The organism is Stutzerimonas chloritidismutans (genome assembly GCF_051486945.1).
Taxonomy (GTDB): Bacteria; Pseudomonadota; Gammaproteobacteria; order Pseudomonadales; family Pseudomonadaceae; genus Stutzerimonas; species Stutzerimonas chloritidismutans_B.
Genome location: NZ_JAHVDX010000002.1, coordinates 337,132 through 360,297, shown reverse-complemented (window position 1 = coordinate 360,297; position 23,166 = coordinate 337,132). Strand labels below are relative to the sequence as shown.

Annotated in this window: 22 protein-coding genes; 17 read left to right on the top strand and 5 right to left on the bottom strand. The window is 61.7% G+C overall.

Translation table 11 applies throughout. The features are described 5' to 3' along the window. Positions 1–48: 48 nt before the first annotated feature. From fabZ to ispD, 12 genes are all read left to right on the top strand, one after another. Entirely contained in the window at positions 49–489 is a 441-nt protein-coding gene (fabZ, locus tag KXR72_RS08745; RefSeq protein WP_437421328.1) for a 3-hydroxyacyl-ACP dehydratase FabZ, read from the top strand. Further along, complete coding sequence (gene lpxA / locus KXR72_RS08740) at positions 486–1,262, top strand: acyl-ACP--UDP-N-acetylglucosamine O-acyltransferase (RefSeq protein WP_437420717.1); 777 nt, start codon at positions 486–488, stop codon at positions 1,260–1,262. Before fabZ ends, lpxA begins: the two co-directional genes overlap by 4 nt. Position 1,263: 1 nt before the next feature. Next, on the top strand, positions 1,264–2,397 hold the full coding sequence (gene lpxB / locus KXR72_RS08735; protein ID WP_437421327.1) for a lipid-A-disaccharide synthase: 1,134 nt from the start codon (positions 1,264–1,266) through the stop codon (positions 2,395–2,397). Continuing rightward, positions 2,397–3,038 (top strand): ribonuclease HII, encoded by a 642-nt coding sequence (rnhB, locus tag KXR72_RS08730; RefSeq protein ID WP_437420716.1) that lies wholly within the window; start codon positions 2,397–2,399, stop codon positions 3,036–3,038. The genes lpxB and rnhB overlap by 1 nt, the downstream gene beginning before the upstream one ends. Before the next feature lie 111 nt (positions 3,039–3,149). Further along, positions 3,150–6,671: a DNA polymerase III subunit alpha gene (dnaE, locus tag KXR72_RS08725; protein ID WP_437420715.1), complete on the top strand. Its 3,522-nt coding sequence runs from the start codon at positions 3,150–3,152 to the stop codon at positions 6,669–6,671. Between the two features lie 169 nt (positions 6,672–6,840). Then, positions 6,841–7,791: an acetyl-CoA carboxylase carboxyltransferase subunit alpha gene (locus tag KXR72_RS08720; protein WP_437420714.1), complete on the top strand. Its 951-nt coding sequence runs from the start codon at positions 6,841–6,843 to the stop codon at positions 7,789–7,791. A gap of 113 nt (positions 7,792–7,904) precedes the next feature. After that, positions 7,905–9,203: a tRNA lysidine(34) synthetase TilS gene (tilS, locus tag KXR72_RS08715; RefSeq protein ID WP_437420713.1), complete on the top strand. Its 1,299-nt coding sequence runs from the start codon at positions 7,905–7,907 to the stop codon at positions 9,201–9,203. A 156-nt stretch (positions 9,204–9,359) separates the two neighbouring features. Continuing rightward, positions 9,360–10,991: a CTP synthase gene (locus KXR72_RS08710; RefSeq protein WP_437420712.1), complete on the top strand. Its 1,632-nt coding sequence runs from the start codon at positions 9,360–9,362 to the stop codon at positions 10,989–10,991. Next, positions 10,988–11,833, top strand: coding sequence for a 3-deoxy-8-phosphooctulonate synthase (gene kdsA, locus KXR72_RS08705; protein WP_437420711.1), 846 nt, complete (start codon positions 10,988–10,990; stop codon positions 11,831–11,833). The genes KXR72_RS08710 and kdsA overlap by 4 nt, the downstream gene beginning before the upstream one ends. Positions 11,834–11,866: 33 nt before the next feature. Then, a complete protein-coding gene (gene eno, locus KXR72_RS08700; protein ID WP_437420710.1) occupies positions 11,867–13,156 on the top strand; it encodes a phosphopyruvate hydratase in 1,290 nt (429 codons plus the stop codon). Positions 13,157–13,334: 178 nt separating this feature from the next. Next, entirely contained in the window at positions 13,335–13,613 is a 279-nt protein-coding gene (gene ftsB / locus KXR72_RS08695) for a cell division protein FtsB (RefSeq protein ID WP_437420709.1), read from the top strand. Then, on the top strand, positions 13,610–14,314 hold the full coding sequence (gene ispD, locus KXR72_RS08690; protein ID WP_437420708.1) for a 2-C-methyl-D-erythritol 4-phosphate cytidylyltransferase: 705 nt from the start codon (positions 13,610–13,612) through the stop codon (positions 14,312–14,314). The genes ftsB and ispD overlap by 4 nt, the downstream gene beginning before the upstream one ends. A gap of 13 nt (positions 14,315–14,327) precedes the next feature. On the opposite strand, the gene KXR72_RS08685 is transcribed toward ispD, so the two are convergent. From KXR72_RS08685 to KXR72_RS08675, 3 genes are all read right to left on the bottom strand, one after another. Next, complete coding sequence (locus tag KXR72_RS08685; RefSeq protein WP_437420707.1) at positions 14,328–15,494, bottom strand: baeRF3 domain-containing protein; 1,167 nt, start codon at positions 15,492–15,494, stop codon at positions 14,328–14,330. 72 nt (positions 15,495–15,566) lie between these two features. After that, the gene (gene hpf / locus KXR72_RS08680; RefSeq protein ID WP_437420706.1) at positions 15,567–15,884 is read right to left on the bottom strand and encodes a ribosome hibernation-promoting factor, HPF/YfiA family; all 318 of its coding nucleotides are present in this window, start codon (positions 15,882–15,884) and stop codon (positions 15,567–15,569) included. Between the two features lie 123 nt (positions 15,885–16,007). Next, a complete protein-coding gene (locus KXR72_RS08675; protein ID WP_437420705.1) occupies positions 16,008–16,913 on the bottom strand; it encodes a LysR substrate-binding domain-containing protein in 906 nt (301 codons plus the stop codon). Positions 16,914–17,044: 131 nt separating this feature from the next. On the opposite strand from KXR72_RS08675, the gene KXR72_RS08670 reads away from it, so the two are divergent. Both KXR72_RS08670 and fghA read left to right on the top strand, forming a co-directional pair. Further along, a complete protein-coding gene (locus KXR72_RS08670; RefSeq protein WP_437420704.1) occupies positions 17,045–18,160 on the top strand; it encodes an S-(hydroxymethyl)glutathione dehydrogenase/class III alcohol dehydrogenase in 1,116 nt (371 codons plus the stop codon). Positions 18,161–18,236: 76 nt separating this feature from the next. Further along, on the top strand, positions 18,237–19,076 hold the full coding sequence (fghA, locus tag KXR72_RS08665; RefSeq protein ID WP_437420703.1) for an S-formylglutathione hydrolase: 840 nt from the start codon (positions 18,237–18,239) through the stop codon (positions 19,074–19,076). Positions 19,077–19,329: 253 nt separating this feature from the next. On the opposite strand, the gene KXR72_RS08660 is transcribed toward fghA, so the two are convergent. Beyond that, positions 19,330–20,379 carry an alkene reductase gene (locus KXR72_RS08660; RefSeq protein WP_437420702.1) on the bottom strand — a complete coding sequence of 350 codons (1,050 nt, stop codon included), beginning with the start codon at positions 20,377–20,379 and terminating at the stop codon, positions 19,330–19,332. Between the two features lie 37 nt (positions 20,380–20,416). After that, the gene (locus KXR72_RS08655) at positions 20,417–20,719 is read right to left on the bottom strand and encodes an ArsR/SmtB family transcription factor (RefSeq protein WP_437420701.1); all 303 of its coding nucleotides are present in this window, start codon (positions 20,717–20,719) and stop codon (positions 20,417–20,419) included. Positions 20,720–20,899: 180 nt separating this feature from the next. Between KXR72_RS08655 and ispF the strand changes: the two genes are divergently transcribed. Genes ispF through surE form a run of 3 tightly spaced genes read left to right on the top strand, consistent with a single transcriptional unit; the run spans position 20,900 to position 23,159 of the window. Next, complete coding sequence (gene ispF, locus KXR72_RS08650) at positions 20,900–21,373, top strand: 2-C-methyl-D-erythritol 2,4-cyclodiphosphate synthase (protein WP_437420700.1); 474 nt, start codon at positions 20,900–20,902, stop codon at positions 21,371–21,373. Next, entirely contained in the window at positions 21,370–22,410 is a 1,041-nt protein-coding gene (gene truD, locus KXR72_RS08645; protein ID WP_437420699.1) for a tRNA pseudouridine(13) synthase TruD, read from the top strand. The genes ispF and truD overlap by 4 nt, the downstream gene beginning before the upstream one ends. Further along, the gene (surE, locus tag KXR72_RS08640) at positions 22,410–23,159 is read left to right on the top strand and encodes a 5'/3'-nucleotidase SurE (protein WP_437420698.1); all 750 of its coding nucleotides are present in this window, start codon (positions 22,410–22,412) and stop codon (positions 23,157–23,159) included. The genes truD and surE overlap by 1 nt, the downstream gene beginning before the upstream one ends. Positions 23,160–23,166 lie beyond the last annotated feature (7 nt).

Here is a 23,166-nt window from a genome sequence, read left to right as displayed (position 1 = left end):
TCCATGCGGCAGTGCAGCTACCACATTCATTACAGGCTTTTTTCCTCCATGATGGACATCAACGAGATTCGCGAATACCTCCCGCACCGCTACCCGTTTTTGCTGGTCGATCGCGTAGTGGAGCTGGACACGGACGCCAAGCGTGTTCGCGCCTACAAGAACGTCACCATCAACGAGCCCTTCTTCAACGGGCATTTCCCACAACATCCGATCATGCCGGGCGTTCTCATCATCGAAGCGATGGCCCAGGCCGCCGGGCTCCTGGGTTTCAAGATGATGGGCGTCAAGCCCGCTGACGGCACACTTTATTACTTCGTCGGCTCTGACAAGCTGCGCTTCCGCCAGCCCGTCGTTCCGGGCGATCAGCTGACACTCGAAGCTTCGTTCATCAGTGCCAAGCGAGGCATCTGGAAATTCGATTGCCGTGCCAGTGTCGACGGCAAGCCGGTATGCTCAGCTGAAATCATCTGTGCGGAACAGAAGATATGAGTTTGATCGACCCTCGCGCGATCATCGATCCTGCTGCCCGCCTGGCTGACGATGTCCAGGTTGGCCCGTGGTCGATCATCGGCCCGGATGTCGAGATCGGCGAGGGGTCGGTCATTGCTTCTCACGTCGTGGTCAAAGGGCCGACGCGCATTGGCCGGCACAACCGTATCTACCAATTTTCTTCGGTAGGTGAGGACACGCCTGACTTGAAGTACAAGGGCGAACCCACGCGCCTGGTTATTGGCGATCACAATGTCATCCGCGAGGGTGTGACGATCCATCGCGGTACGGTGCAAGATCGCAGCGAAACCACGATTGGTGACCATAACCTCGTCATGGCCTATGCACACATTGGCCATGACAGCGTCATTGGTAATCACTGCATTCTGGTCAACAACACCGCGCTGGCTGGCCATGTTCATGTGGGCGACTGGGCGATTCTTTCCGGCTATACACTGGTTCACCAGTATTGCCATATCGGTGCTTACAGTTTTTCTGGCATGGGTACGGCTATCGGCAAGGACGTGCCGGCCTTCGTCACCGTTTTCGGCAACCCGGCCGAAGCGCGCAGCATGAATTTCGAAGGTATGCGCCGCCGCGGCTTTAGCGCCGAAGCCATTCATGCGTTGCGTAATGCATATAAGGTTGTCTATCGCAAAGGGTTGACCGTCGAGGCAGCCCTTGCCGAGCTTGCAGTTGACGCGCAAGCCTTCCCGGAAGTCGCGCTGTTCCGAGATTCCATCCAGGCGTCGAACCGTGGCATCACCCGCTGAAGTGTCAATACCGCTTACCGTTGCACTCGTCGCGGGCGAGGCGTCGGGGGATATCCTCGGGGCCAGCCTGATGGAAGCGCTCATTGCGCTGAGGCCGGGTGTTCGCTTCGTGGGCGTCGGCGGCCCTCGGATGGAAGCGTTGGGCATGCAGTCCTACTTTCCACAAGAGCGCCTTGCCGTCATGGGGTTGGTGGAGGTTCTAGGACGGCTTCCCGAGCTGCTCGCGCGTCGCAAGCGCCTCGTGCAGCGTCTACTGGAGGTTCGCCCAGACGTCTTCATCGGTATCGATGCGCCGGATTTCAATCTCGATCTGGCCTTGAAGCTTCGCCGTGGGGGCCTACGCACCGTCCATTATGTGAGCCCCTCTGTGTGGGCCTGGCGCCAGAAGCGCGTCCTGAAAATCGGTGACGCCTGTGACCTGATGCTGACCCTGTTTCCGTTCGAAGCGCAGTTCTATGAAGCACACCAGGTCCCGGTACGCTTCGTCGGCCATCCTTTGGCCGATGCGATTCCGCTTGAGGCCGATCGCTCGGCGGCACGCAAGGCGTTGGGGCTATCCACCGAAGGCCGGGTCATTGCGCTGATGCCGGGCAGCCGCGGCGGCGAGGTAGGCCGTCTGGGCGAGTCGTTTCTCGAGGCTGCCGAGCGCTTGCGCGCCATGCGGCCGGGGATTGATTTTGTTCTGCCTTGCGCCAGCCCGCAGCGTCGCGAGCAAATCGAGCAACTGCTCGTCAATCGGGATTTGCCAGTGACGCTCGTCGATGGCCGCTCCCATGACGCACTGGCGGCTTGCGATGCCGTCTTGATTGCGTCGGGCACGGCCACGCTCGAAGCGTTGCTCTACAAACGGCCAATGGTCGTTGCCTACCGAGTCGCACCGCTGACCTATCGAATTCTCAAACGCATGGTCAAGAGTCCGTATATTTCCCTGCCTAACCTGCTTGCACAACGGCTGCTGGTCCCGGAACTCATCCAGGATGCGGCGACGCCGGAGGCCATGGCGCAGCAGCTGTCGTGCCTGCTCGATAGCGGTGACGCTCAAACGGAAGGGTTCGATGCCATTCACCGGACCCTGCGCCGCGATGCCTCCCGGCAGGCCGCCGAGGCGGTGTTGGGGCTGGCGGAGGCTGACTGATGCAGATCGGGCTGGATTTCAACCTCGTTGAGGATCTCGTCGCCGGTGTCGACGAGGTCGGGCGTGGGCCCCTCTGTGGTCCTGTAGTAACCGCAGCAGTCATCCTCGACCCCCGGCGGCCGATCGACGGCCTCAATGACTCGAAGAAGCTCAGTGAAGCCCGGCGGGAGGCCCTCTATGGCGAGATATGCGAGAAGGCGCTCGCCTGGTGCATCGCCCGGGCTGAGGTGCACGAAATCGATGAGCTGAACATCCTGCACGCGACCATGCTGGCCATGAAGCGCGCCGTTGAAGGGCTCAGCGTGACGCCGCGGCTCGCACTGATCGATGGAAATCGTTGCCCGCAACTGTCCGTGCCCAGCGCGCCCGTGATTCAGGGGGACGCCCAGGTGCCAGCGATCGCAGCAGCCTCGATACTCGCCAAGGTGAGCCGGGATCGGGAAATGTGCGCGCTCGATCTATGCTACCCAGGTTACGGCCTGTCGTCGCACAAGGGCTACCCCACGCCGAGCCACCTCGACGCCCTCCAGCGCCTTGGCCCGACGATCATTCATCGGCGATCCTTCGCGCCGGTGCGCACGCTGCTCGAGCGGGTCACGGTGACCGAGTCGATTGTCGTGGGCGATATCCTGCCGGTCTAGCGCCCGGCGTTAAGCATCGCTTCGACGTCCACATGCCTCCCCGGTCCTAAACGCCGGCTGCTTTCCGGTACAATCGCCGGCCAGTCGTTTCGCCAGTCCAGGTTTGTCCTCATGTCTGTGTCCTTCGTCCACCTCCGCCTGCACACTGAGTATTCCCTGGTTGATGGTCTGGTCAGGGTCAAGCCCTTGGTCAAGGCGGTCGCTGGAGCGGGCATGCCTGCTGTCGCGGTCACCGACCAGAACAACATGTGTTCGCTGGTCAAGTTCTACAAGGCGGCTCAAGGCGCCGGTATCAAGCCGATCTGTGGCGCCGATGTCTGGCTGGCTAGCCGTGATGAAGACGGACCGTTGAGCCGCATGACGCTGCTTGCGATGAACGGGCAGGGTTACCGCAACCTGACCGAGCTGATCTCCCGCGGGTGGATGGATGGCCAGCGCAACGACCAGATCATTATCGAGCGCGAATGGGTCAAGGAGGCAGCCGAGGGCTTGATCGCGTTGTCCGGCGCCAAAGAAGGTGATATTGGCCACGCGTTGCTCGAGGGGGACGAGCTGTCAGCCGAGACCCTGCTCGCGGAATGGCAAGGCGTATTTCCCCAGCGTTTCTACCTGGAGGTCCAACGGACCAGCCGAGTGCACGACGAGGAACATCTGCACGCAGCGGTCTCGCTCGCCCAACGTTTCGGCGCGCCGCTGGTGGCGACCAACGATGTCCGTTTCCTCAAACAGGATGATTTCGAAGCTCACGAAACACGCGTCTGCATCGGCGAGAGCCGCACACTCGACGACCCGCGGCGGCCACGTGCCTATTCCGACCAGCAGTATCTAAAGACTCCTGAAGAGATGTGGGAATTGTTCAGCGACTTGCCCGAGGCGCTGGAGAACACCGTCGAGATCGCCCGTCGCTGCAACATCGAGGTTCAGCTGGGCACATATTTCCTGCCCGATTTCCCGGTGCCGGCGGGTATGACAATGGAGGAGTACTTCCGTAAGGTTTCATTCGACGGCCTAGAAGAGCGCCTCGAAGTGCTCTTGCCCATGGACACGCCCGATTACGAGGCGAAGAAGCAGGTCTACATCGATCGGCTCAATTTCGAGCTCGACATCATTATCCAGATGGGCTTTCCCGGTTACTTCCTGATCGTCATGGATTTCATCCAGTGGGCGAAGAGCAACGGCGTTCCGGTGGGTCCGGGTCGTGGCTCGGGTGCGGGATCGCTGGTCGCTTATGTTCAAAAGATCACAGACCTCGACCCGCTGGCCTACGACCTGCTGTTCGAGCGCTTCCTGAACCCCGAGCGGGTATCGATGCCGGACTTCGACGTCGACTTCTGCATGGACGGCCGCGACCGGGTCATCGACTACGTGGCCGAGAAATACGGCCGCAATGCGGTGAGCCAGATCATCACATTCGGCACCATGGCGGCCAAGGCAGTGGTGCGCGACGTGGCGCGCGTACAGGGTAAGTCCTATGGCCTGGCTGACCGTCTGTCGAAGATGATTCCTTTCGAAGTCGGCATGACGCTCGAAAAAGCGTACGAGATGGAGGAGCCGCTGCGCGACTTCCTAGCCGTCGACGAGGATGCGCGCGAAATCTGGGACATGGCGCTCAAGCTCGAGGGAATCACGCGCGGCACCGGCAAGCACGCGGGCGGGGTGGTCATCGCGCCGACCAAATTGACTGACTTCGCGCCCATCGCCTGCGATGACGAGGGCGGCGGGCTCGTCACTCAGTTCGACAAGGACGACGTCGAGCAGGCGGGGCTGGTCAAGTTCGACTTCCTCGGCCTGCGCACCCTGACGATCATCAAATGGGCGCTCGAAACCATCAATCGCGACCAGGCGCGCAAGGGGCTCGAGCCGGTCAACATCGATTTCATCCCGCTGGACGACAAACCGACCTATTCGCTGCTGCAGAAAGCCGAAACCACGGCGGTGTTCCAGCTTGAATCGCGCGGCATGAAGGAGCTCATCAAGAAGCTCAAGCCGGACTGCCTGGAAGACCTGATTGCCCTGGTAGCACTGTTCCGCCCCGGCCCGTTGCAGTCCGGCATGGTGGACGATTTCATCAACCGCAAGCACGGCCGTGCGGAGATCTCCTACCCACACTCCGATTACCAGTACGAAGGCCTCAAGCCGGTGCTGGCGCCCACCTACGGCATCATCCTCTATCAAGAGCAAGTGATGCAGATCGCCCAGGTCATGGGCGGCTACACCCTTGGCCAGGCGGATATGCTGCGCCGCGCGATGGGCAAGAAAAAGCCCGAGGAGATGGCCAAGCAGCGCGGGGGCTTCATCGAAGGCTGTGCCAAAAACGGCATTGATGCTGACCTGGCGGGCAACATTTTCGATCTCGTGGAGAAATTTGCGGGGTACGGTTTTAACAAATCACACTCGGCTGCCTACGGTTTGGTGTCTTACCAGACGGCCTGGCTAAAGGCGCACCACCCGTCACCGTTCATGGCGGCGGTTCTCTCAGCGGACATGCACAACACCGACAAGGTGGTTACGCTGATCGAAGAGTGCCGCAGCATGAAACTGCGCATCGACGCGCCGGACGTGAACCACTCCGAGTTCAAATTCACGGTCAGCGAGGATGGCCGGATCATCTACGGCCTCGGTGCCATCAAAGGCGTCGGCGAAGGGCCGGTCGAGGCGATCTGCGAATGCCGCAGCGCAGGCGGGGCATTCAAGGATCTGTTCGATTTCTGTAGCCGCGTCGACCTCAAGCGGATCAACAAACGCACCCTGGAAGCGTTGATTCGCGCCGGAGCACTGGACCGGTTGGGGCCGCATTTCTCCGACGAGCCCAAGGCCTACCAAGCCAACATCGATCGCAACCGTGCTGTATTGCTGTCAGCCATGGAAGAGGCGATCCAAGCGGCCGAGCAGACGGCCCGCAGTCTCGATAGTGGTCATATGGATCTTTTCGGGGGGCTCTTCGCCGAGCCGGAGGCGGACGTGTATGTCAATCATCGTAAGGCCCGCGAATTGTCGCTCAAGGAGCGACTCAAGGGCGAAAAGGACACGCTCGGGCTCTATCTCACTGGCCATCCGATCGACGAGTACGAAGGCGAGGTGCGGCGATTCGCACGCCAGCGCATCGTCGATCTACGCCCTGCTCGCGGCGAGCAAACCATTGCCGGGTTGATCGTCAACCTGCGCGTGATGAAGAACAAGAAAGGCGACAAGATGGGCTTCATCACCCTAGATGACCGCTCCGGCCGCATCGAGGCGTCGCTGTTCGCCGAGGCGTTCAACTCGGCGCAGGCATTGCTGCAGACCGATGCATTGGTGGTGGTTGAGGGCGAGGTCAGCAACGATGACTTTTCCGGCGGCCTGCGCTTGCGTGCGAAGCGCGTGATGAGCCTCGAAGAAGCCCGGACAGGCCTGGCCGAGAGCCTCCGGGTCAAGGTGGCTGGAGACGCTTTGAAAGGCGATCGAGTACGTTGGTTGGCCGATGTCTGCGGCCGTCATCGCGGCGCTTGCCCGATCACGCTGGAGTACACCGGCCGCGACGCGCGCGCGCTGCTGCAGTTTGGTGAAAGCTGGCGTATCGATCCGGCGGATAACTTGATCCAGGCGTTGCGTGACCAGTTCGGACGCGACAACGTCTTCCTCCAATACCGATAGTTCTGGCTCAAGCGCCCAGAGGGGGAGCGGAGCGGGGCTTCGAATGGGCTCGATCATTGAATCGAGCCAGTTGTGAACTTTTTGTTCGACCTGAATGCGTCCGTCCCGTAAGGTAGGGCGCAAAAAAATAGCCTCCGGCCATCTGGCCGTCGACGCATGACGGATGCCTATGAACCCGAATTTTCTCGATTTCGAACAGCCGATCGCCGACCTGCAAGCCAAGATCGAAGAATTGCGCCTGGTTGGTAATGACAACTCGCTGAACATAAGCGATGAAATTGCCCGCCTGCAGGACAAGAGCGTATCGCTCACCGAGAGCATTTTCGGCAATTTGACCAGCTGGCAGATCGCCCGCTTGGCGCGCCACCCGCAGCGCCCGTACACCCTGGATTACATCAAGCACCTGTTCTCCGAATTCGAAGAGTTGCATGGCGACCGTCATTTCTCCGATGACGCAGCCATCGTGGGTGGCGCCGCGCGCCTTGATGGGAAGCCGGTGATGATCATCGGTCACCAAAAGGGCCGCGAAGTACGCGAGAAGGTGCGTCGGAATTTCGGCATGCCGCGTCCCGAAGGTTATCGCAAGGCCTGCCGCTTGATGGAGATGGCCGAGCGTTTCAAGATGCCGATCCTCACCTTCATCGACACGCCCGGCGCGTACCCGGGAATCGACGCCGAAGAGCGTAACCAGAGTGAGGCGATTGCCTGGAACCTGCGCGTGATGGCGCGCCTAAAGACGCCCATCATTTCCACGGTTATCGGTGAAGGCGGTTCGGGCGGCGCTTTGGCGATTGGTGTCTGCGATCAGCTGAACATGCTGCAATATTCGACCTACGCGGTGATCTCGCCAGAAGGCTGCGCCTCGATTCTCTGGCGTACCGCCGACAAGGCTCCCGAGGCAGCAGAGGCCATGGGTGTGACCGCTGAACGGCTGAAGAATCTCGGTATCGTCGACAAGGTCATCTCCGAGCCGCTGGGTGGCGCTCATCGGAATCCGGCGGCGACGGCTGCTTCGATACGCGACGAGCTGGTCGCTCAACTCGACATGCTCAGAGGTTTCGACACCGAAGCGCTGCTCAAGCGCCGTTATGATCGGCTCATGAGCTACGGCATCGCCTAAGCAGGCGAGAGCGATGACGGTACGGCGGGTTTGACCCGCCGTTTTCATTCCAGGCCCGTTGCTACCCCTCTTCTTGATCTATGCTGGCGGCGTTCGTCGTCAGGTCGCTCCGCATGTCCCTTGCATCTCGTCTGCTTACTATTCTCAAGCCGTGGAGCGCCGCCCCGCAGTGGCAGGTAGCTTTTTCAGGGGGGCTGGATTCGACCGTCCTGCTGCATGTGCTGGCGTCGCTCCGCGAGTCCGAGCCACTTCCTCCGGTCACGGCCGTGCATGTTCATCATGGTTTGCAGCCGGTGGCTGAAGGCTGGCCTGCTCATTGCCGGGCGATCTGTGATCGCCTCGGTGTACGTCTCGACGTGCTCCGCGTAGAGGTCGCCCAGGGTGCCAGCCTTGAAAACCAGGCCCGAGAAGCGCGTTATCGTGCGCTTGCCGGCCATGTGCCCATGAGTGGCGTCGTGCTGACTGCACAGCATCGGGATGATCAGGTGGAAACGTTGCTGTTTCGCCTGTTCCGAGGTGCCGGGGTGCTGGGGCTTTCGGGGATCCAGGCCCAGCGGCAATTGGGGCAGGGCGTTCTGCTTCGACCGCTGCTCGGCTTCGCTCGCGCCGAACTGGAGACTTATGCCCGCGAGCATCGGCTCGCGTGGGTGGAGGACCCCAGCAATAAGCACCTCGAACATTCACGCAACTACCTTCGTCATCGGGTGCTTCCGCCGATTCGTCAGCGCTGGCCGCAGGCCGATGCCAACATTGCCCGTGCGGTCGGGCATTGCGAAGAGGCCCAGTCGCTACTGGACGATCTCGCCTCACTGGACCTTCAAGCGGCTCGAGTGCCGTCACGGCTGACCTGGCTGCCCGTGCCCAGCTTGGATCTGACGGTAATCGCAGCGCTGCCTGAGCCTCGGCAACGCAACGCGCTGCGCTGGTGGCTGCGGACCTTTACGCCGTTGCCTGACAGTGCTCATTGGGCGGGTTGGCAAACCCTGCGGGATGCCGCACCTGATGCCAGTCCTGTTTGGCGGTTGAGCGCGGGCGAGCTGCATCGAGGCGACAGCCGCCTGTGGTGGCTCGCGGGGGCATGGCTCAGCGAGCCTGAAGCAACGTGCCTCCGAATCGGTCAGGTTCAGTGCACTCTGCCAGACAATGGGGTTGTAGGGCTGCTGGGTAATGGGTGCTCTGGTGAGTTGGAGGTGCGCTACCGGCAGGGCGGGGAGCGTATGCGGCTGCCAGAGCGCGGACACCGCGATCTCAAGCGTTTGCTCAACGAGGCGGGCATTCCCCGCTTCGTGCGGGGGCGTTTGCCGTTACTGTTCCAGAACGGGGAGCTGATCGCAGTGGCGAATCTGCCGCAGTACGATGCTTGCGGTCTCTCCTTGACCTGGGCGCCACCGACGATCCCAGGTTTGAGCTAACGGCTTTTTCGAGTAGACTACGCTCCCGTCCCAATTGAGCTTCTGCGGCTTTCCTCGAAAACCGCGGCAGCTTCGCTATTGCCGCCCTCGGCGCAGTGGCACCTTCGCTTTTCCCCGGCGGCGCTGACCGCTTAACGCAGACTTCTAGGGTTTTTCATGACGCGCTACATCTTCGTCACGGGTGGTGTTGTTTCTTCATTGGGGAAAGGCATCGCCTCGGCATCCTTGGCGGCCATCCTGGAGGCGCGGGGCCTGAAGGTCACGATGCTCAAGCTGGACCCTTACATTAACGTCGATCCGGGCACCATGAGCCCGTTCCAGCACGGTGAGGTATTCGTCACGCACGATGGCGCCGAGACCGACCTGGATCTGGGGCACTACGAGCGGTTCATCCGCACGACAATGACCAAGAGCAACAACTTCACGACCGGCCGCGTCTACGAAGACGTGCTGCGTCGGGAGCGCCGAGGCGATTATCTGGGCGCGACCATCCAGGTCATCCCGCATATCACCGACGAGATCAAGCGTCGCATCATCAAGGGCGCCGGCGATGCCGACGTTGCGCTGGTCGAGATCGGTGGCACGGTCGGCGACATCGAGTCGCAACCCTTCCTCGAGGCGATCCGCCAGCTGCGCGTCGAAGTTGGCGCCAAGCGCGCCATGCTCATGCACCTGACGCTGGTGCCCTACATTGCCACCGCTGGTGAAACCAAGACCAAGCCGACCCAGCATTCGGTCAAGGAACTGCGTTCGATCGGCCTGCAGCCGGACGTGCTGATTTGTCGTTCCGACCACCCGATCGACATGTCATCGCGTCGTAAGATCGCGCTGTTCACCAATGTGGAAGAGCGGGCGGTTATTGGGCTCGAAGATGTCGACACCATTTACAAAATCCCGGGCGTGCTGCATGCCCAGGGCCTCGATGACTTCGTCGTCGAGCGATTCGGGCTGGAGTGCGGCGGTGCCGATCTGTCTGAGTGGGATCGCGTCGTCGACGCCAAGCTGAACCCTGAGAAAGAAGTCACCATCGCCATGGTCGGCAAGTACATGGAACTTCTCGATGCGTACAAATCTCTGATCGAGGCAATGAGCCACGCTGGCATCCAGAGCCGTACCAAAGTGAACCTCCGCTATATCGACTCCGAAGACATCGAAAACCAGGGCACCGGCCTGCTCGAAGGCATGGATGCGATCCTGGTTCCAGGCGGTTTCGGTCTGCGCGGCGTGGAAGGCAAGATCGCCACGGTCAAGTACGCCCGCGAAAACAAGATTCCCTACCTCGGCATCTGCCTCGGCATGCAGGTCGCGGTGATCGAGTTCGCCCGTGACGTGCTCGGCTGGACCGACGCCAATTCCACTGAGTTCGACAAGAATAGCGGGCATCCGGTCGTTGGCCTGATCACCGAGTGGGAGGACGCCGCCGGAACCGTCGAGACCCGCAATGACGCGTCCGACCTCGGCGGTACCATGCGCCTCGGTGCGCAGGAGTGTGGGCTAGAGGCGGGTTCCAACGTCTATGCCTGCTATGGCAAGGAGCGCATCGTCGAGCGTCATCGCCATCGCTACGAGGTCAACAATCATCTACTGCCCCAGCTCGAGGCGGCAGGCTTGAAGATCACCGGCCGCTCCGGCGACGGCGCCCTGGTCGAAGTGGTCGAGGCGCCGGATCATCCGTGGTTCGTGGCGTGCCAGTTCCACCCTGAATTCACCTCCACACCGCGCGACGGCCACCCGCTGTTCAGCGGTTTCGTCAAGGCGGCATTGGACTACAAGGCGAGCAAGGCATGAGCCAGAAGACGATTCGCGTCGGCAACATCGAGATCGCCAACGACAAGCCCTTCGTGCTTTTCGGCGGGATGAATGTTCTGGAGTCGCGTGATCTGGCCATGCAGATCTGCGAAACCTACGTAAAGGCTACCGAGAAGCTCGGTATCCCCTACGTGTTCAAGGCCAGCTTCGACAAGGCCAACCGTTCCTCGATCCACTCCTTCCGCGGCCCGGGCCTGGAAGAGGGGGTGCGCATCTTCGAAGACGTGAAGAAGACCTTTGGCGTGCCGGTGATCACCGACGTGCACGAGCCGCACCAGGCCCAGCCGGTTGCGGAGGTCTGCGACATCATCCAGCTGCCAGCCTTCCTTTCCCGGCAAACCGATCTGGTCGTCGCCATGGCCAAGACCGGTGCGGTGATCAACATCAAGAAAGCGCAGTTCCTTGCACCCCAGGAAATGAAGCACATCCTCGCCAAGTGCGAAGAAGCCGGTAACGATCAGCTGATTCTCTGCGAGCGCGGATCGTCCTTTGGTTACAACAATCTGGTGGTCGACATGCTCGGCTTCGGCATCATGAAGCAGATGCAGTACCCGGTCATCTTCGACGTCACCCATGCCCTGCAAATGCCGGGTGGCCGTGCCGACTCGGCCGGCGGGCGTCGTGCTCAGGTCACCGATCTGGCCAAGGCGGGCCTCAGTCAGGGCTTGGCCGGCCTGTTTCTCGAAGCCCATCCCGATCCGGACAGTGCCAAGTGCGATGGCCCGTGCGCGCTGCGTCTGGACAAGCTCGAACCTTTCCTCACCCAGCTCAAGCAGCTGGATGATCTGATCAAGAGTTTTTCCCCTATCGAAACTGCTTGAAGCCTTGAAGCTATCTACGGAGTGTTAATAAAAATGGCAAAGATCGTCGACATCAAAGGGCGTGAGGTTCTCGACTCCCGGGGCAATCCCACCGTGGAAGCAGACGTTATCCTGGATAACGGTATCGTCGGCAGCGCCTGTGCGCCGTCGGGTGCTTCGACCGGTTCGCGGGAAGCGCTGGAACTACGCGATGGCGACAAGAGCCGTTACATGGGCAAGGGTGTGCTCAAGGCTGTCAGCAACATCAATGGCCCGATCCGTGACCTGCTGCTGGGCAAGGACCCGTTGGATCAACAGGCGCTGGACCGCGCCATGATCGAACTGGACGGCACCGACAACAAGGCCAAGCTCGGCGCCAACGCTATCCTGGCTGTGTCGCTGGCGAACGCCAAGGCGGCCGCACAGGATCAGGACCTGCCGCTTTACGCACACATTGCCAACCTCAACGGCACGCCCGGGCAGTACTCCATGCCAGTGCCGATGATGAACATCATCAACGGCGGCGAACACGCCGATAACAATGTCGACATTCAGGAATTCATGGTGCAGCCGGTCGGTGCCAAGACCTTTGCCGACGCGCTGCGCATGGGCGCTGAAATCTTCCACCACCTTAAAGCCGTGCTCAAGGCGCGCGGCCTGAGCACATCGGTCGGTGACGAAGGTGGTTTCGCACCGAACCTGGCGTCCAACGAAGATGCCCTCGCCGCCATCGCCGAGGCCGTCGCCAACGCAGGCTACAAGCTGGGCGACGATGTCACACTGGCACTTGACTGCGCGTCCAGTGAGTTCTTCGAGAGTGGCAAGTACGACCTGGCTGGTGAAGGCAAAGCCTTCGATGCGGCCGGTTTTGCCGATTACCTGGCTGGCCTGACCGAGCGTTTCCCGATCATCTCCATTGAAGACGGCATGGATGAGTCCGACTGGGACGGTTGGAAGGTCCTGACCGATAAGATCGGCAACAAGGTGCAACTGGTCGGCGACGACCTGTTCGTAACCAACACGAAGATCCTCAAGGAAGGTATCGAGAAGGGCATCGGCAATTCGATTCTGATCAAGTTCAACCAGATCGGCTCGCTGACCGAAACCCTGGAAGCCATCCAGATGGCCAAGGCTGCTGGCTACACCGCGGTGATTTCGCACCGTTCCGGCGAGACCGAGGATCACACCATCGCCGACCTGGCCGTGGGCACCGCGGCGGGCCAGATCAAGACTGGATCGCTGTGCCGGTCGGATCGTGTATCCAAGTACAACCAGCTGCTGCGCATCGAAGAGCAGCTTGGCGGGAAGGCGCCTTACAAGGGCCGGGCCGAGTTTCGCGGCTAACCCTGCCGGTAGGCGAGGGCGACGTTAGTCGCCCTTTTTTGTGGTTAGCGTTCAGCGCTGCTAAGGTCGCCGCTACAGGTGACCAGGCGCAGGCCGGCATAGGAAGGCTCAAGGCATGACGTCTATCACCGTCCCCACTTCTCTCAGTGAACCCAACCGAAATCGTTCGATGCCTCACATGCGCAGTCCCTATTGGTTGCTAGCTGTTTTGATCCTTCTACTCGTTGGTCTGCAGTATCGCCTGTGGGTGGGCGAGGGCAGCCTTGCGCAGGTCAGTGGGCTGAACAAGCAGATTGCCGAGCAGCAGGGTGAGAACCAGCGTCTGCTCGAGCGCAATCGCATTCTCGAGGCCGAAGTGAAGGAGCTCAAACAGGGTATGGAAACCGTGGAGGAACGGGCTCGCCACGAGTTGGGCATGGTCAAGAAGGGCGAAACCCTTTACCAGCTGACCGAATGAACAACTGCACCACGCCGCCATTCTGGGCGGTCATACCCGCAGCGGGTGTCGGCAGCCGTATGCGCGCCGATCGGCCCAAGCAATACCTGCCGCTAGCTGGCCGCACGCTCATCGAACACACCCTCGATCGTTTTCTCGACCATCCCGGCCTGTTGGGCCTGGTGGTTGCCCTAGGCGCTCAGGATCCTTATTGGCCAATGCTGGCCTGCGCAAGCGACCCGCGCATCCAGCGCGTCGATGGCGGAGCGGAGCGTGCGGACTCGGTGCTTGCCGGGCTTCGCCGGCTGCATACGCTCGGCGCAGCCGAAGACGACTGGGTGCTCGTTCATGATGCGGCTCGTCCGAACCTGGCCCGGGATGACCTCGAGCGACTTCTGTCCGAATTAGCCGATGACCCGGTGGGTGGGCTGCTAGCTGTGCCTGCACGCGATACGCTCAAGCGGGTGGGCACCGATGGGCGCGTGGCCGAAACCATCGATCGGAGTGTGATCTGGCAGGCCTATACGCCGCAGATGTTTCGCCTCGGCGCGCTGGCAGATGCGCTCAGTCGGGCGCTCGAGGCGGGGGCGGCAATTACGGACGAAGCATCGGCGATTGAATGGGCCGGTGATCGTCCGCGTTTAGTAGAAGGCCGGGCGGACAACCTGAAGGTGACCCGCCCGGAAGATCTGCAGTGGCTAGAGCAACGCTGGACGCACTAGCCGCTGCTCCAGGCTAGTAGCGGTAGATAGCCGCCGCGCCACTTTCGGTCGGCATGCGTTCTGTCGGGACGGCAATCACCTCGCCGCCTTGCTCCAGCGTCCAGATGGTCAACTCGTCGAGCAGGTCGGGTGTCGTGGCGGCTTCGCCCTCGGCGGCGATTGCCTTGCCTTCGTCCTTGTTGGCTACGCCGGGAATCTGCCGATCGGCTTCGACCAGCAGCGTCGCGACTCGTCCTGCCACCGTGGCCTGGCCGATCTGGTCCAGCTGATCGGTGGCCAGCCCCTGCCCATGCGATTCGCCGTATTGATCGATGAAGCCTTCGAGACGCTTGATATAGCGCGGCTGCTTGACCATCCAGCTCTTGTCACGCAGCTCATCCGCACTCAGCAGCGACACATCGTGCTCGATACCTTCCGGCAGGAGAAACTCGTTGTGGCTCAGCTTGCGGAAATGGAATTGATGTTCGGGCAGCGCTGCGAGGATCAGCGGCAGCCGAGATGTGCGGCTGTGATGTTCGAGGATGGCGCGATCCACTTCGCGGAAGAAGCGTTCCCGGTCCCTGTCGATCTCGTCTTGTCGGCCTGCGCCGCCGCTCTCCACCTGCATGGGGTCGCCGCGTTCGCTGGCGCGGCTGTAGCCCTGTGGAAAGCCAGTTTGTCCTTTCTCGGTCAGCTCCCGGCCGAGCGCCTCCTCGATGGTCTTCGGCACGCCCGCCGCCAGTTTCACTTCGTCAATGCCGTCGCGATTGCCTTCAAACAACCTGATCGAGTCAAGGTTGATCGCCAGTATCTGGTAACGGTCGGCAGACTGGGCGATGCGCAGCAGCGGCTTGAGATGCATGCGGTCGTTCGCGACCGCCAGTTCCGGAACGCTGCGTTGTAGGCGGAACACGTCGAAATAGTCAGCAGCAGCGAATACGGCCAGGCCGTCGCGGTTGCTGTTCCAAAAATCGGTATCGTCGAGCAATTCGTGGAAGGGCTTGAGCAGCGTCTTCGCGTGCTCGGCACGCCCTTGCTGCTTGAGCGAGTCTTGAAGCTGGCGGACCAGGTGCTTGAAGCGAATCGGGTCCTGCTGCCGCTCCGGAAAACTGCGGTGGGTGGGCTGGTACAGCGACAGGCAGGGAGCCTCGCGCTTCGCCAGCAATTGGGACAAGGTTTCACGATCGAGCAATCTGTTCATGAACGGCCTCTCTCGTTATCGGTGGTTCGGTCCCTCGTGGGTTTGGCCTGCTGCGGCAGGGCCTCTCGGTCTTCAGTGATGGTTCTGGCGCTTGTCGAGTGCATGAGCGAGCGCGTGGGCAAGTTTTTCGGCGGCGCCGTCAATCGCGAGCATCAGGGAGTCGGCCTTATGGCTCGTCGAGATCGGCTCGTGACCTTTCACTCTCGCCTCCATCTGGCAGCGCTTGTCCTGCGGCCCGCTCTTGCCGCTGTTCTCGTCGTTGAGATGAACTTCGACTCGGGTCAGCTGATCATCGAAACGCTCCAGTTCGCTCTCGACCGTCGCTCTCACGTGTTCTTCGAGTTGGCTGGTCACGTCGACGCTGTGATTGCTGTTCACCAGAATCTGCATGTTGTCCTCCTGATTGAATCGCCGGGTCGCTCCGGCGTACGCAGAGCGTCGGCTACAGAATTTTCGACGTGGGCGGGTGAGGCGGGTTCCGCCCTGGCAGGCGAGTCAGACGCGCGGTGCGGGTCACGAATCGTTCGCGTCTGTGCGGTATTCCGGACGCATGTATAGCCCGTCTCGCAGCGCCTGGATCAGCAGGCGCACCTTGGGCAGCGGATAGCGCCGCTGGGGATAGACTGCCCAGACGGCTGTGTTGGGTGGCTGGTTGGCTTCGAGCAGGGAGATCAACTCACCACGACGCAATGGCTCCTGGACGTAATAGTCCGGCAGCTGGCACAAGCCAAAACCTCTGAGCGCTGCATCCAATACCGCCTGGCCGCTGTTGCAGCGCCAGTTTCCAGTGGGTTTGAAGGGCTGCTCACGCCCATCGATCTGCAGCATCCAGGTGTCGCTCGTGCCGATCAGGCAGTTGTGTCGGGCCAGTTCCGACGGTGTGTGAGGGCGTCCATAACGTTCCAAATAAGCCGGCGCGGCGCAGAGGTACATCGCTCGAGGCGCGATGCGGGTGGCCACCAGACGAGACTCGCTCAGCCGACCGAGGCGTATGGCCAGGTCATACCCTTCCTGCACCAGGTCCAGGGTCCGGTTGGAGAGTTCGATCTCCACCCGCAACTGGGGGTGTTGCGCCATGAAGGCATTCACCAGCGGCACGATGAAGCGCTCGCCATAGGCGACGGCGGCCGTCATGCGGAGCAAGCCGGTCGGCGCGGCATGCAGGTCACTGATGGCGTGAAAGGCTTCATCACGCTCTTCGATCAGGCGCTGGCAGCGCGCAAGGAAGGTGTGCCCGGCTTCGGTCAGCGAGACGCGGCGTGTGGTTCGGTTGAGCAGGCGCGCCTGCAGCCGTTCTTCGAGCCGCGCAACCTGCCGGCTGACATGCGACGAAGACACGCGCAGGTGCTCGGCCGCGCGCAGGAAACTGGCGTGTTCGGCCACCGCTACGAATTCGTCGAGACCTTCCCAGCGATTCACTGCTTCGCTCCACGCGTAAAGGAACGTCAATTATCCCTGTGTGGCAACAATGTTTCCACATCGAGCCGATTAACCCGGAGCGTCGAGAAAACTACACTATGTTCATCTTCCAAGAGGTGAGAGTGAACTCCATGACCATCAAGTCCCGCGCCGCGGTCGCTTTTGCGCCGAACGAGCCCCTGAAGATCGTAGAAGTAGACGTCGAACCGCCGAAAGCTGGTGAAGTGCTGGTGCGCATCGTCGCCACCGGTGTTTGCCATACCGATGCCTACACGCTGTCCGGTGAGGATTCGGAAGGGGTGTTTCCCTGCATCCTTGGGCATGAGGGCGGTGGCATCGTCGAGGCGGTAGGAGAGGGCGTGACGTCCGTAGCGGTTGGTGATCACGTCATCCCGCTGTATACGGCCGAATGCCGCCAATGCAAATTCTGCAAGTCCGGCAAGACCAATCTGTGCAGCTCCGTGCGGGCGACACAGGGCAAGGGCTTGATGCCGGACGGCACGACCCGCTTCAGCTACAACGGCGAGCCGATCTACCACTATATGGGCACCTCCACTTTTTCCGAGTACACGGTACTGCCAGAAGTGTCGGTCGCGAAGATTCCCAAGGACGCGCCGCTGGACAAGGTGTGCCTGCTGGGGTGTGGCGTGACTACCGGCATCGGGGCGGTAATCAACACCGCCAAAGTAGAAGAGGGGGCGACCGTCGCGATCTTTGGCTTGGGCGGTATCGGCCTGGCGGCGATCATTGGCGCCAAGATGGCCAAGGCGAGCCGCATCATCGCCATTGACATCAACCCGGCCAAGTTCCCCATCGCCGAGGCGCTGGGCGCGACGGACTTCGTCAATCCTAAGGACCACGCCAAGCCGATCCAGGAAGTAGTCGTCGAAATGACCGATGGCGGCGTGGACTATTCCTTCGAGTGTGTCGGTAACGTACAGCTGATGCGCGCTGCGCTGGAGTGCGCGCACAAGGGGTGGGGCGAGTCGGTGATCATCGGCGTTGCGGGTGCGGGGCAGGAGATCAGCACCCGGCCGTTCCAACTGGTGACCGGTCGCGTTTGGCGCGGCAGCGCCTTTGGTGGCGTCAAGGGTCGTACCGAGCTGCCGAACTACGTGGAAAAAGCGCAGAACGGTGAGATTCCGCTGGACACCTTCATCACCCACAACATGGGGCTGGAGGAGATCAATTCCGCCTTCGACCTGATGCACGAAGGCAAGAGCATCCGGACCGTCATTCATTTCTAAAGTCACTCTGCGCTGGGGGGCGGGCGAGTCGCCTTTCGTTCGGCCTCCAGCGCGCCTGTCGACTATAGGAGGCATCATGGAAAACATTTCCTGCCAGAAGAGCTTCGGCGGCTGGCACAAGCGCTACCGGCACCGCTCGTCCACCTTGAACTGCGACATGGTGTTCGCCGTCTACCTGCCGCCGCAGGCCGAGCAGGACGAAAAGCTACCGGTGCTCTATTGGCTGTCGGGGTTGACGTGCACCGACGAGAATTTCATGCAAAAGGCTGGCGCGCAGCGCCTGGCCGCCGAACTGGGGCTGATCATCGTCGCGCCGGACACCAGTCCGCGCGGGGAGGGTGTGCCGGATGATCCGAATGCCGCCTATGACTTCGGCCTCGGCGCAGGTTTCTACGTCAACGCCACCCAGGAACCCTGGGCTCGCCACTACCGCATGTACGACTACGTGACCGAAGAGTTGCCCGCGCTGGTCGAGGCGAACTTCCCGGTATCGGAGCGGCGTGGCATCAGCGGCCATTCCATGGGCGGGCACGGTGCATTGGTTTGTGCACTGAAAAACCCGGGGCGCTATCAATCAGTGTCGGCCTTCGCGCCGATCGCCAATCCGGCCGATTGCCCCTGGGGCGAGAAGGCGTTTACCGGTTATCTGGGCAGCGACCGCTCACAGTGGCGCGAGTGGGACGCCTGTGCGCTGATCGGCAAGGCCGAAGAGCGGTTGCCGATCATCGTGGATCAGGGCGACCGCGACGATTTTATGGCGAACCAGCTGAAGCCCGACGCACTTGAGGCGGCTGCGAAGGCGGCGGACCATCCGCTGACGCTGCGCATCCAGCCCGGGTACGACCATAGCTACTACTTCATAGCCAGCTTTATTGACGACCACCTGCGCCACCATGCGAAGGCATTGAAGGGTTGACGGGCGCTGCTACCCGAGTGCTCAGCCGAAACTGACGGCTAGCTTGCAAGCAAGCTCGCGCCTGCAGAAGCTACAGGCCGCATCGTCAGTGCCTTTGCTTTCACAGGAGCGAGCTCGCGCGCGAAGCCACGTTTGCAGCAAGGTGCGATGCCGCGCTGCTGCAGCTGACTTCTGGGCGCCAGCAAGGTCTGGAAATCGATCAGGCAGAAAAAAGCCCGGTCGGTTTCCCGGCCGGGCTTCCCATCGCAAGGAGCTAGAGCGACGGGTAATCGGTATAGCCTTCCGCACCCTGGGCATAGAACAGCTCGGGGCGGGGTTCGTTGAGCGGGGCGTCCTGGCGCAGGCGTTCGGCCAGGTCCGGGTTGGCGATGTAGGGGATGCCGAAGGCCACGGCGTCGGCGTTGCCCTCCGCCAACCAGGCGTTGGCCTGTTCTTTCGTGAAGCGCTCGTTGGCGATGTAGACGCCACCGAAGATCGCTTTCAATTGCGGGCCGAGGCTGTCCTCTCCGGCTTTCTCGCGGGTGCAGATAAAGGCTACACCCCGCGTGCCTAGCTCGCGGGCAACATGTCCGAAGGTTTCGGCGCGGTTCGAGTCACCCATGTCATGCGCATCGGCACGCGGCGCCAGATGCACGCCAACACGCCCGGCGCCCCAGACATCAATCGCGGCATCAGCGACTTCCAGCAGCAGGCGCGCGCGATTCTCAATGGATCCGCCGTACTGATCGGTGCGCTGGTTGGTGCTGTCCTGCAGAAATTGGTCGAGCAGGTAGCCGTTGGCACCGTGGATCTCGACGCCGTCGAACCCGGCTTCCTTCGCGTTCTCCGCGCCCTTGCGGTAGGCCTCGACGATCTCGGCGATCTCGGCGGTCTCGAGCGCGCGTGGGGTCTCGTACTCTTTCATCGGGCGCACCAGGCTGACATGGCCGGCTGGCTTGAGCGCACTCGGTGCGACCGGCAACTGGCCGTCCAGGTAGATGGGATCGGAGATCCGCCCGACATGCCAGAGCTGCAGCACGATCTTGCCGCCCTTCGCGTGCACTGCGTCGGTGACCTTCTTCCAACCTTGAACCTGCTCGGCAGACCAGATACCGGGCGTGTCCGGATAGCCGACGCCCATTGGCGTGACCGAGGTGGCTTCGCTGATGATCAGGCCGGCGCCTGCGCGCTGTGCGTAGTACTCGGCGATCAGGTCGCCAGGTACGCGGCCGGGTTCGGCGCGGCAGCGGGTCAGCGGGGCCATGATGATGCGGTTGGCCAGTTCCAGGTCGCCGATCTTGATCGGGTCGAAAAGTGTTGGCATGACGATGCTGCTCCTCTTGCTTGGTTCGGATTAAGGCTCAGAGTTGATCGGTAAGGCGCGCTAGAAAGGCCTCGATGGCCGGCTCGTTGCGCTTGAAGAAGTGCCACTGGCCCACTTTGCGGTTGGTCACCAGACCGGCTCTCTGCAGGGTTGCCAGATGCGCCGATACGGTGGACTGGGATAGCCCGGCACGCTGGTCGATCTGGCCGGCGCAGACGCCGTTCTCCAGCGAGTGGTGCTGGTCCTGAAAATACCGCTCCGGCTCCTTCAGCCAGTGCAGGATGTCCCGCCGAAGCGGGTGGGCAATGGCCTTGAGAATGTCATCGAAATCGTCGGGCATGGCGCTGATCCGGTTCGGTATATCGCGATGGGCCGAAATATATATCGCCTCACGGCGATGCCGAATCGATTCGGTTGATGATGGTTATCGGCACTGTCGATCCGGCACGGACGGCGGCGGGTTCAATGGCTGGCCCGGTCCTGTAGAATCGCCGGCTGATCCTCTGCAGGTAACTCGGCTATGCGTATCGGTCACGGCTATGACGTCCACCGCTTCGGTGAAGGCGATTTCATCACGCTTGGCGGCGTGCGGATTCCACACCGCTGCGGTCTGCTGGCGCACTCGGATGGCGACGTCCTGCTGCATGCCCTGAGTGATGCGCTGCTCGGCGCAGCCGCGCTCGGCGACATCGGCAAGCACTTTCCCGATACCGATCCGGCCTACAAGGGCGCCGACAGCCGCGCATTGCTTCGCCATGTTCTCGCGCAGGTGAAGGCCAAGGGTTGGCAGGTCGGTAACGTCGACGCCACCATCGTCGCGCAGGCACCGAAGATGGCGCCTCACATCGAGCAGATGCGGCGCCTCATCGCCGAGGACCTGCAGGTCGAACTCGATCAGGTCAATGTCAAGGCAACCACCACTGAAAAGCTCGGTTTCACCGGGCGCGAAGAAGGCATCGCCGTGCATGCCGTCGCGCTGCTGGTCGGCGCATGACTGAAGATCAGTTGCTCGGCCCCCGTGCGCATGGCGGACCTTGCGGCAGCGCAGTGCTCAAGGCCGTCGCCGAGGATTTTCAGGTCGACGAGGTACTCGATATCCCAATGTCCGGTGCTGGCGAGCATCTCTGGCTGTGGATAGAGAAGCGCAACCTGAACACCGAAGAGGCGGCCCGTCGGCTTGCCCGGGCGGCAGGCGTGCCGCTGCGCAACGTCAGCTATGCCGGCCTGAAGGATCGCCAGGCGTTGACCCGCCAGTGGTTCAGCCTGCACCTGCCGGGCAAGGCCGATCCGTCATTGGAGAGGGTCGAGGACGATACCCTTAAGGTCCTCCGTGTCACGCGTCATCAGCGCAAGCTGCAACGTGGCGCGCATTCGGCGAATGGCTTCACCCTGCGCCTGACCGAACTGCAGGCCGATCGTGACCTGCTCGAGCAGCGCCTGAATCATATAAAGCAGCACGGCGTGCCCAATTATTTCGGCCTGCAACGATTTGGCTTCGACGGCGGCAACGTCGAGGCGGCGCGCTCGTTTGCCGAGCGTCAGGAGCTGCCGGTGCAGCGCAATCTTCGGTCGCGCCTGCTGTCAGCAGGGCGCAGCTACCTGTTCAATCGTGTGCTCGCCAAGCGGGTGGCCGATGGCACGTGGGGGCGGGCCTGCGTAGGCGACTTGCTGGCATTTACCGATAGCCGCAGCTTCTTCCCGGCCGGCGAGGCCGAATGCCATGACCCTCGTTTGCAGGTGCTCGATCTGCACCCCACCGGCCCGCTTTGGGGTGTCGAGCCGTCGCCTGCAAGCGGCGAAATACAAGTCCTGGAAGCGGCTATCGCAGCCTCCGAGCCGTCAATCGCCAAGTGGCTCGCAGAAGCCGGAATGAAGCACGAACGGCGCATTCTTCGCCTCCCCATTGGCGGCTTGTCATGGCATTATCCCGGGCCTGACATTCTGCAACTTGAATTCGTCCTGCCGACCGGATGCTTCGCCACGGCCGTGGTGCGTGAACTGGTCAGCCTGGCAGGGCAGACGGACATCTGATGCGTATTCTGATCGCCAACGACGACGGGGTGTATGCACCCGGGCTCGCCGCGCTTTACGACGCGCTGGCGGATTTTGCCGAGTGCAAAGTAGTCGCCCCTATCCAGGACATGAGCGGCGCCAGCAGTGCGCTGACGCTGGATCGCCCGCTTCACCCTGTGACCATGCCCAATGGATTCATCGGGGTGAACGGTACGCCCACCGATTGCGTCCATCTCGGCATCAACGGCTTGCTCGACGAGGCGCCTGATATGGTGGTGTCGGGGATTAACCTGGGCGCCAACCTCGGCGACGACGTTCTCTATTCAGGCACGGTTGCGGCTGCCATTGAGGGCCGCTTCACTGGCAAACCGGCTTTCGCCTTCTCTCTGGTATCAAGGGCAACCGACAACCTGCCAACCGCCGCGTATATCGCTCGCCGGTTAGTTGAGCAGCAGTGCAGGCTCGACCTGCCACCGCGCACCGTGCTCAGCGTCAATGTCCCCAACCTGCCGCTCGATCACATCCGCGGTATCCAGCTGACTCGTCTTGGGCACCGCCGCCGTGCCAAGCCGCCCGCCAAACAGGCTAATCCGCGCGGCAAGGATGGCTACTGGATCTCCGTGGCCGGCGATGTCGAGGATGGCGGGCCGGGTACCGATTTCCATGCGGTTATGCAGGGCTACGTATCCATTACCCCGTTGCAGCTCGACCGAACCTTCCACGAAGCCTTCGAGGGCCTCGGCAATTGGCTGGAGGATGTGTTGTGAACCACCG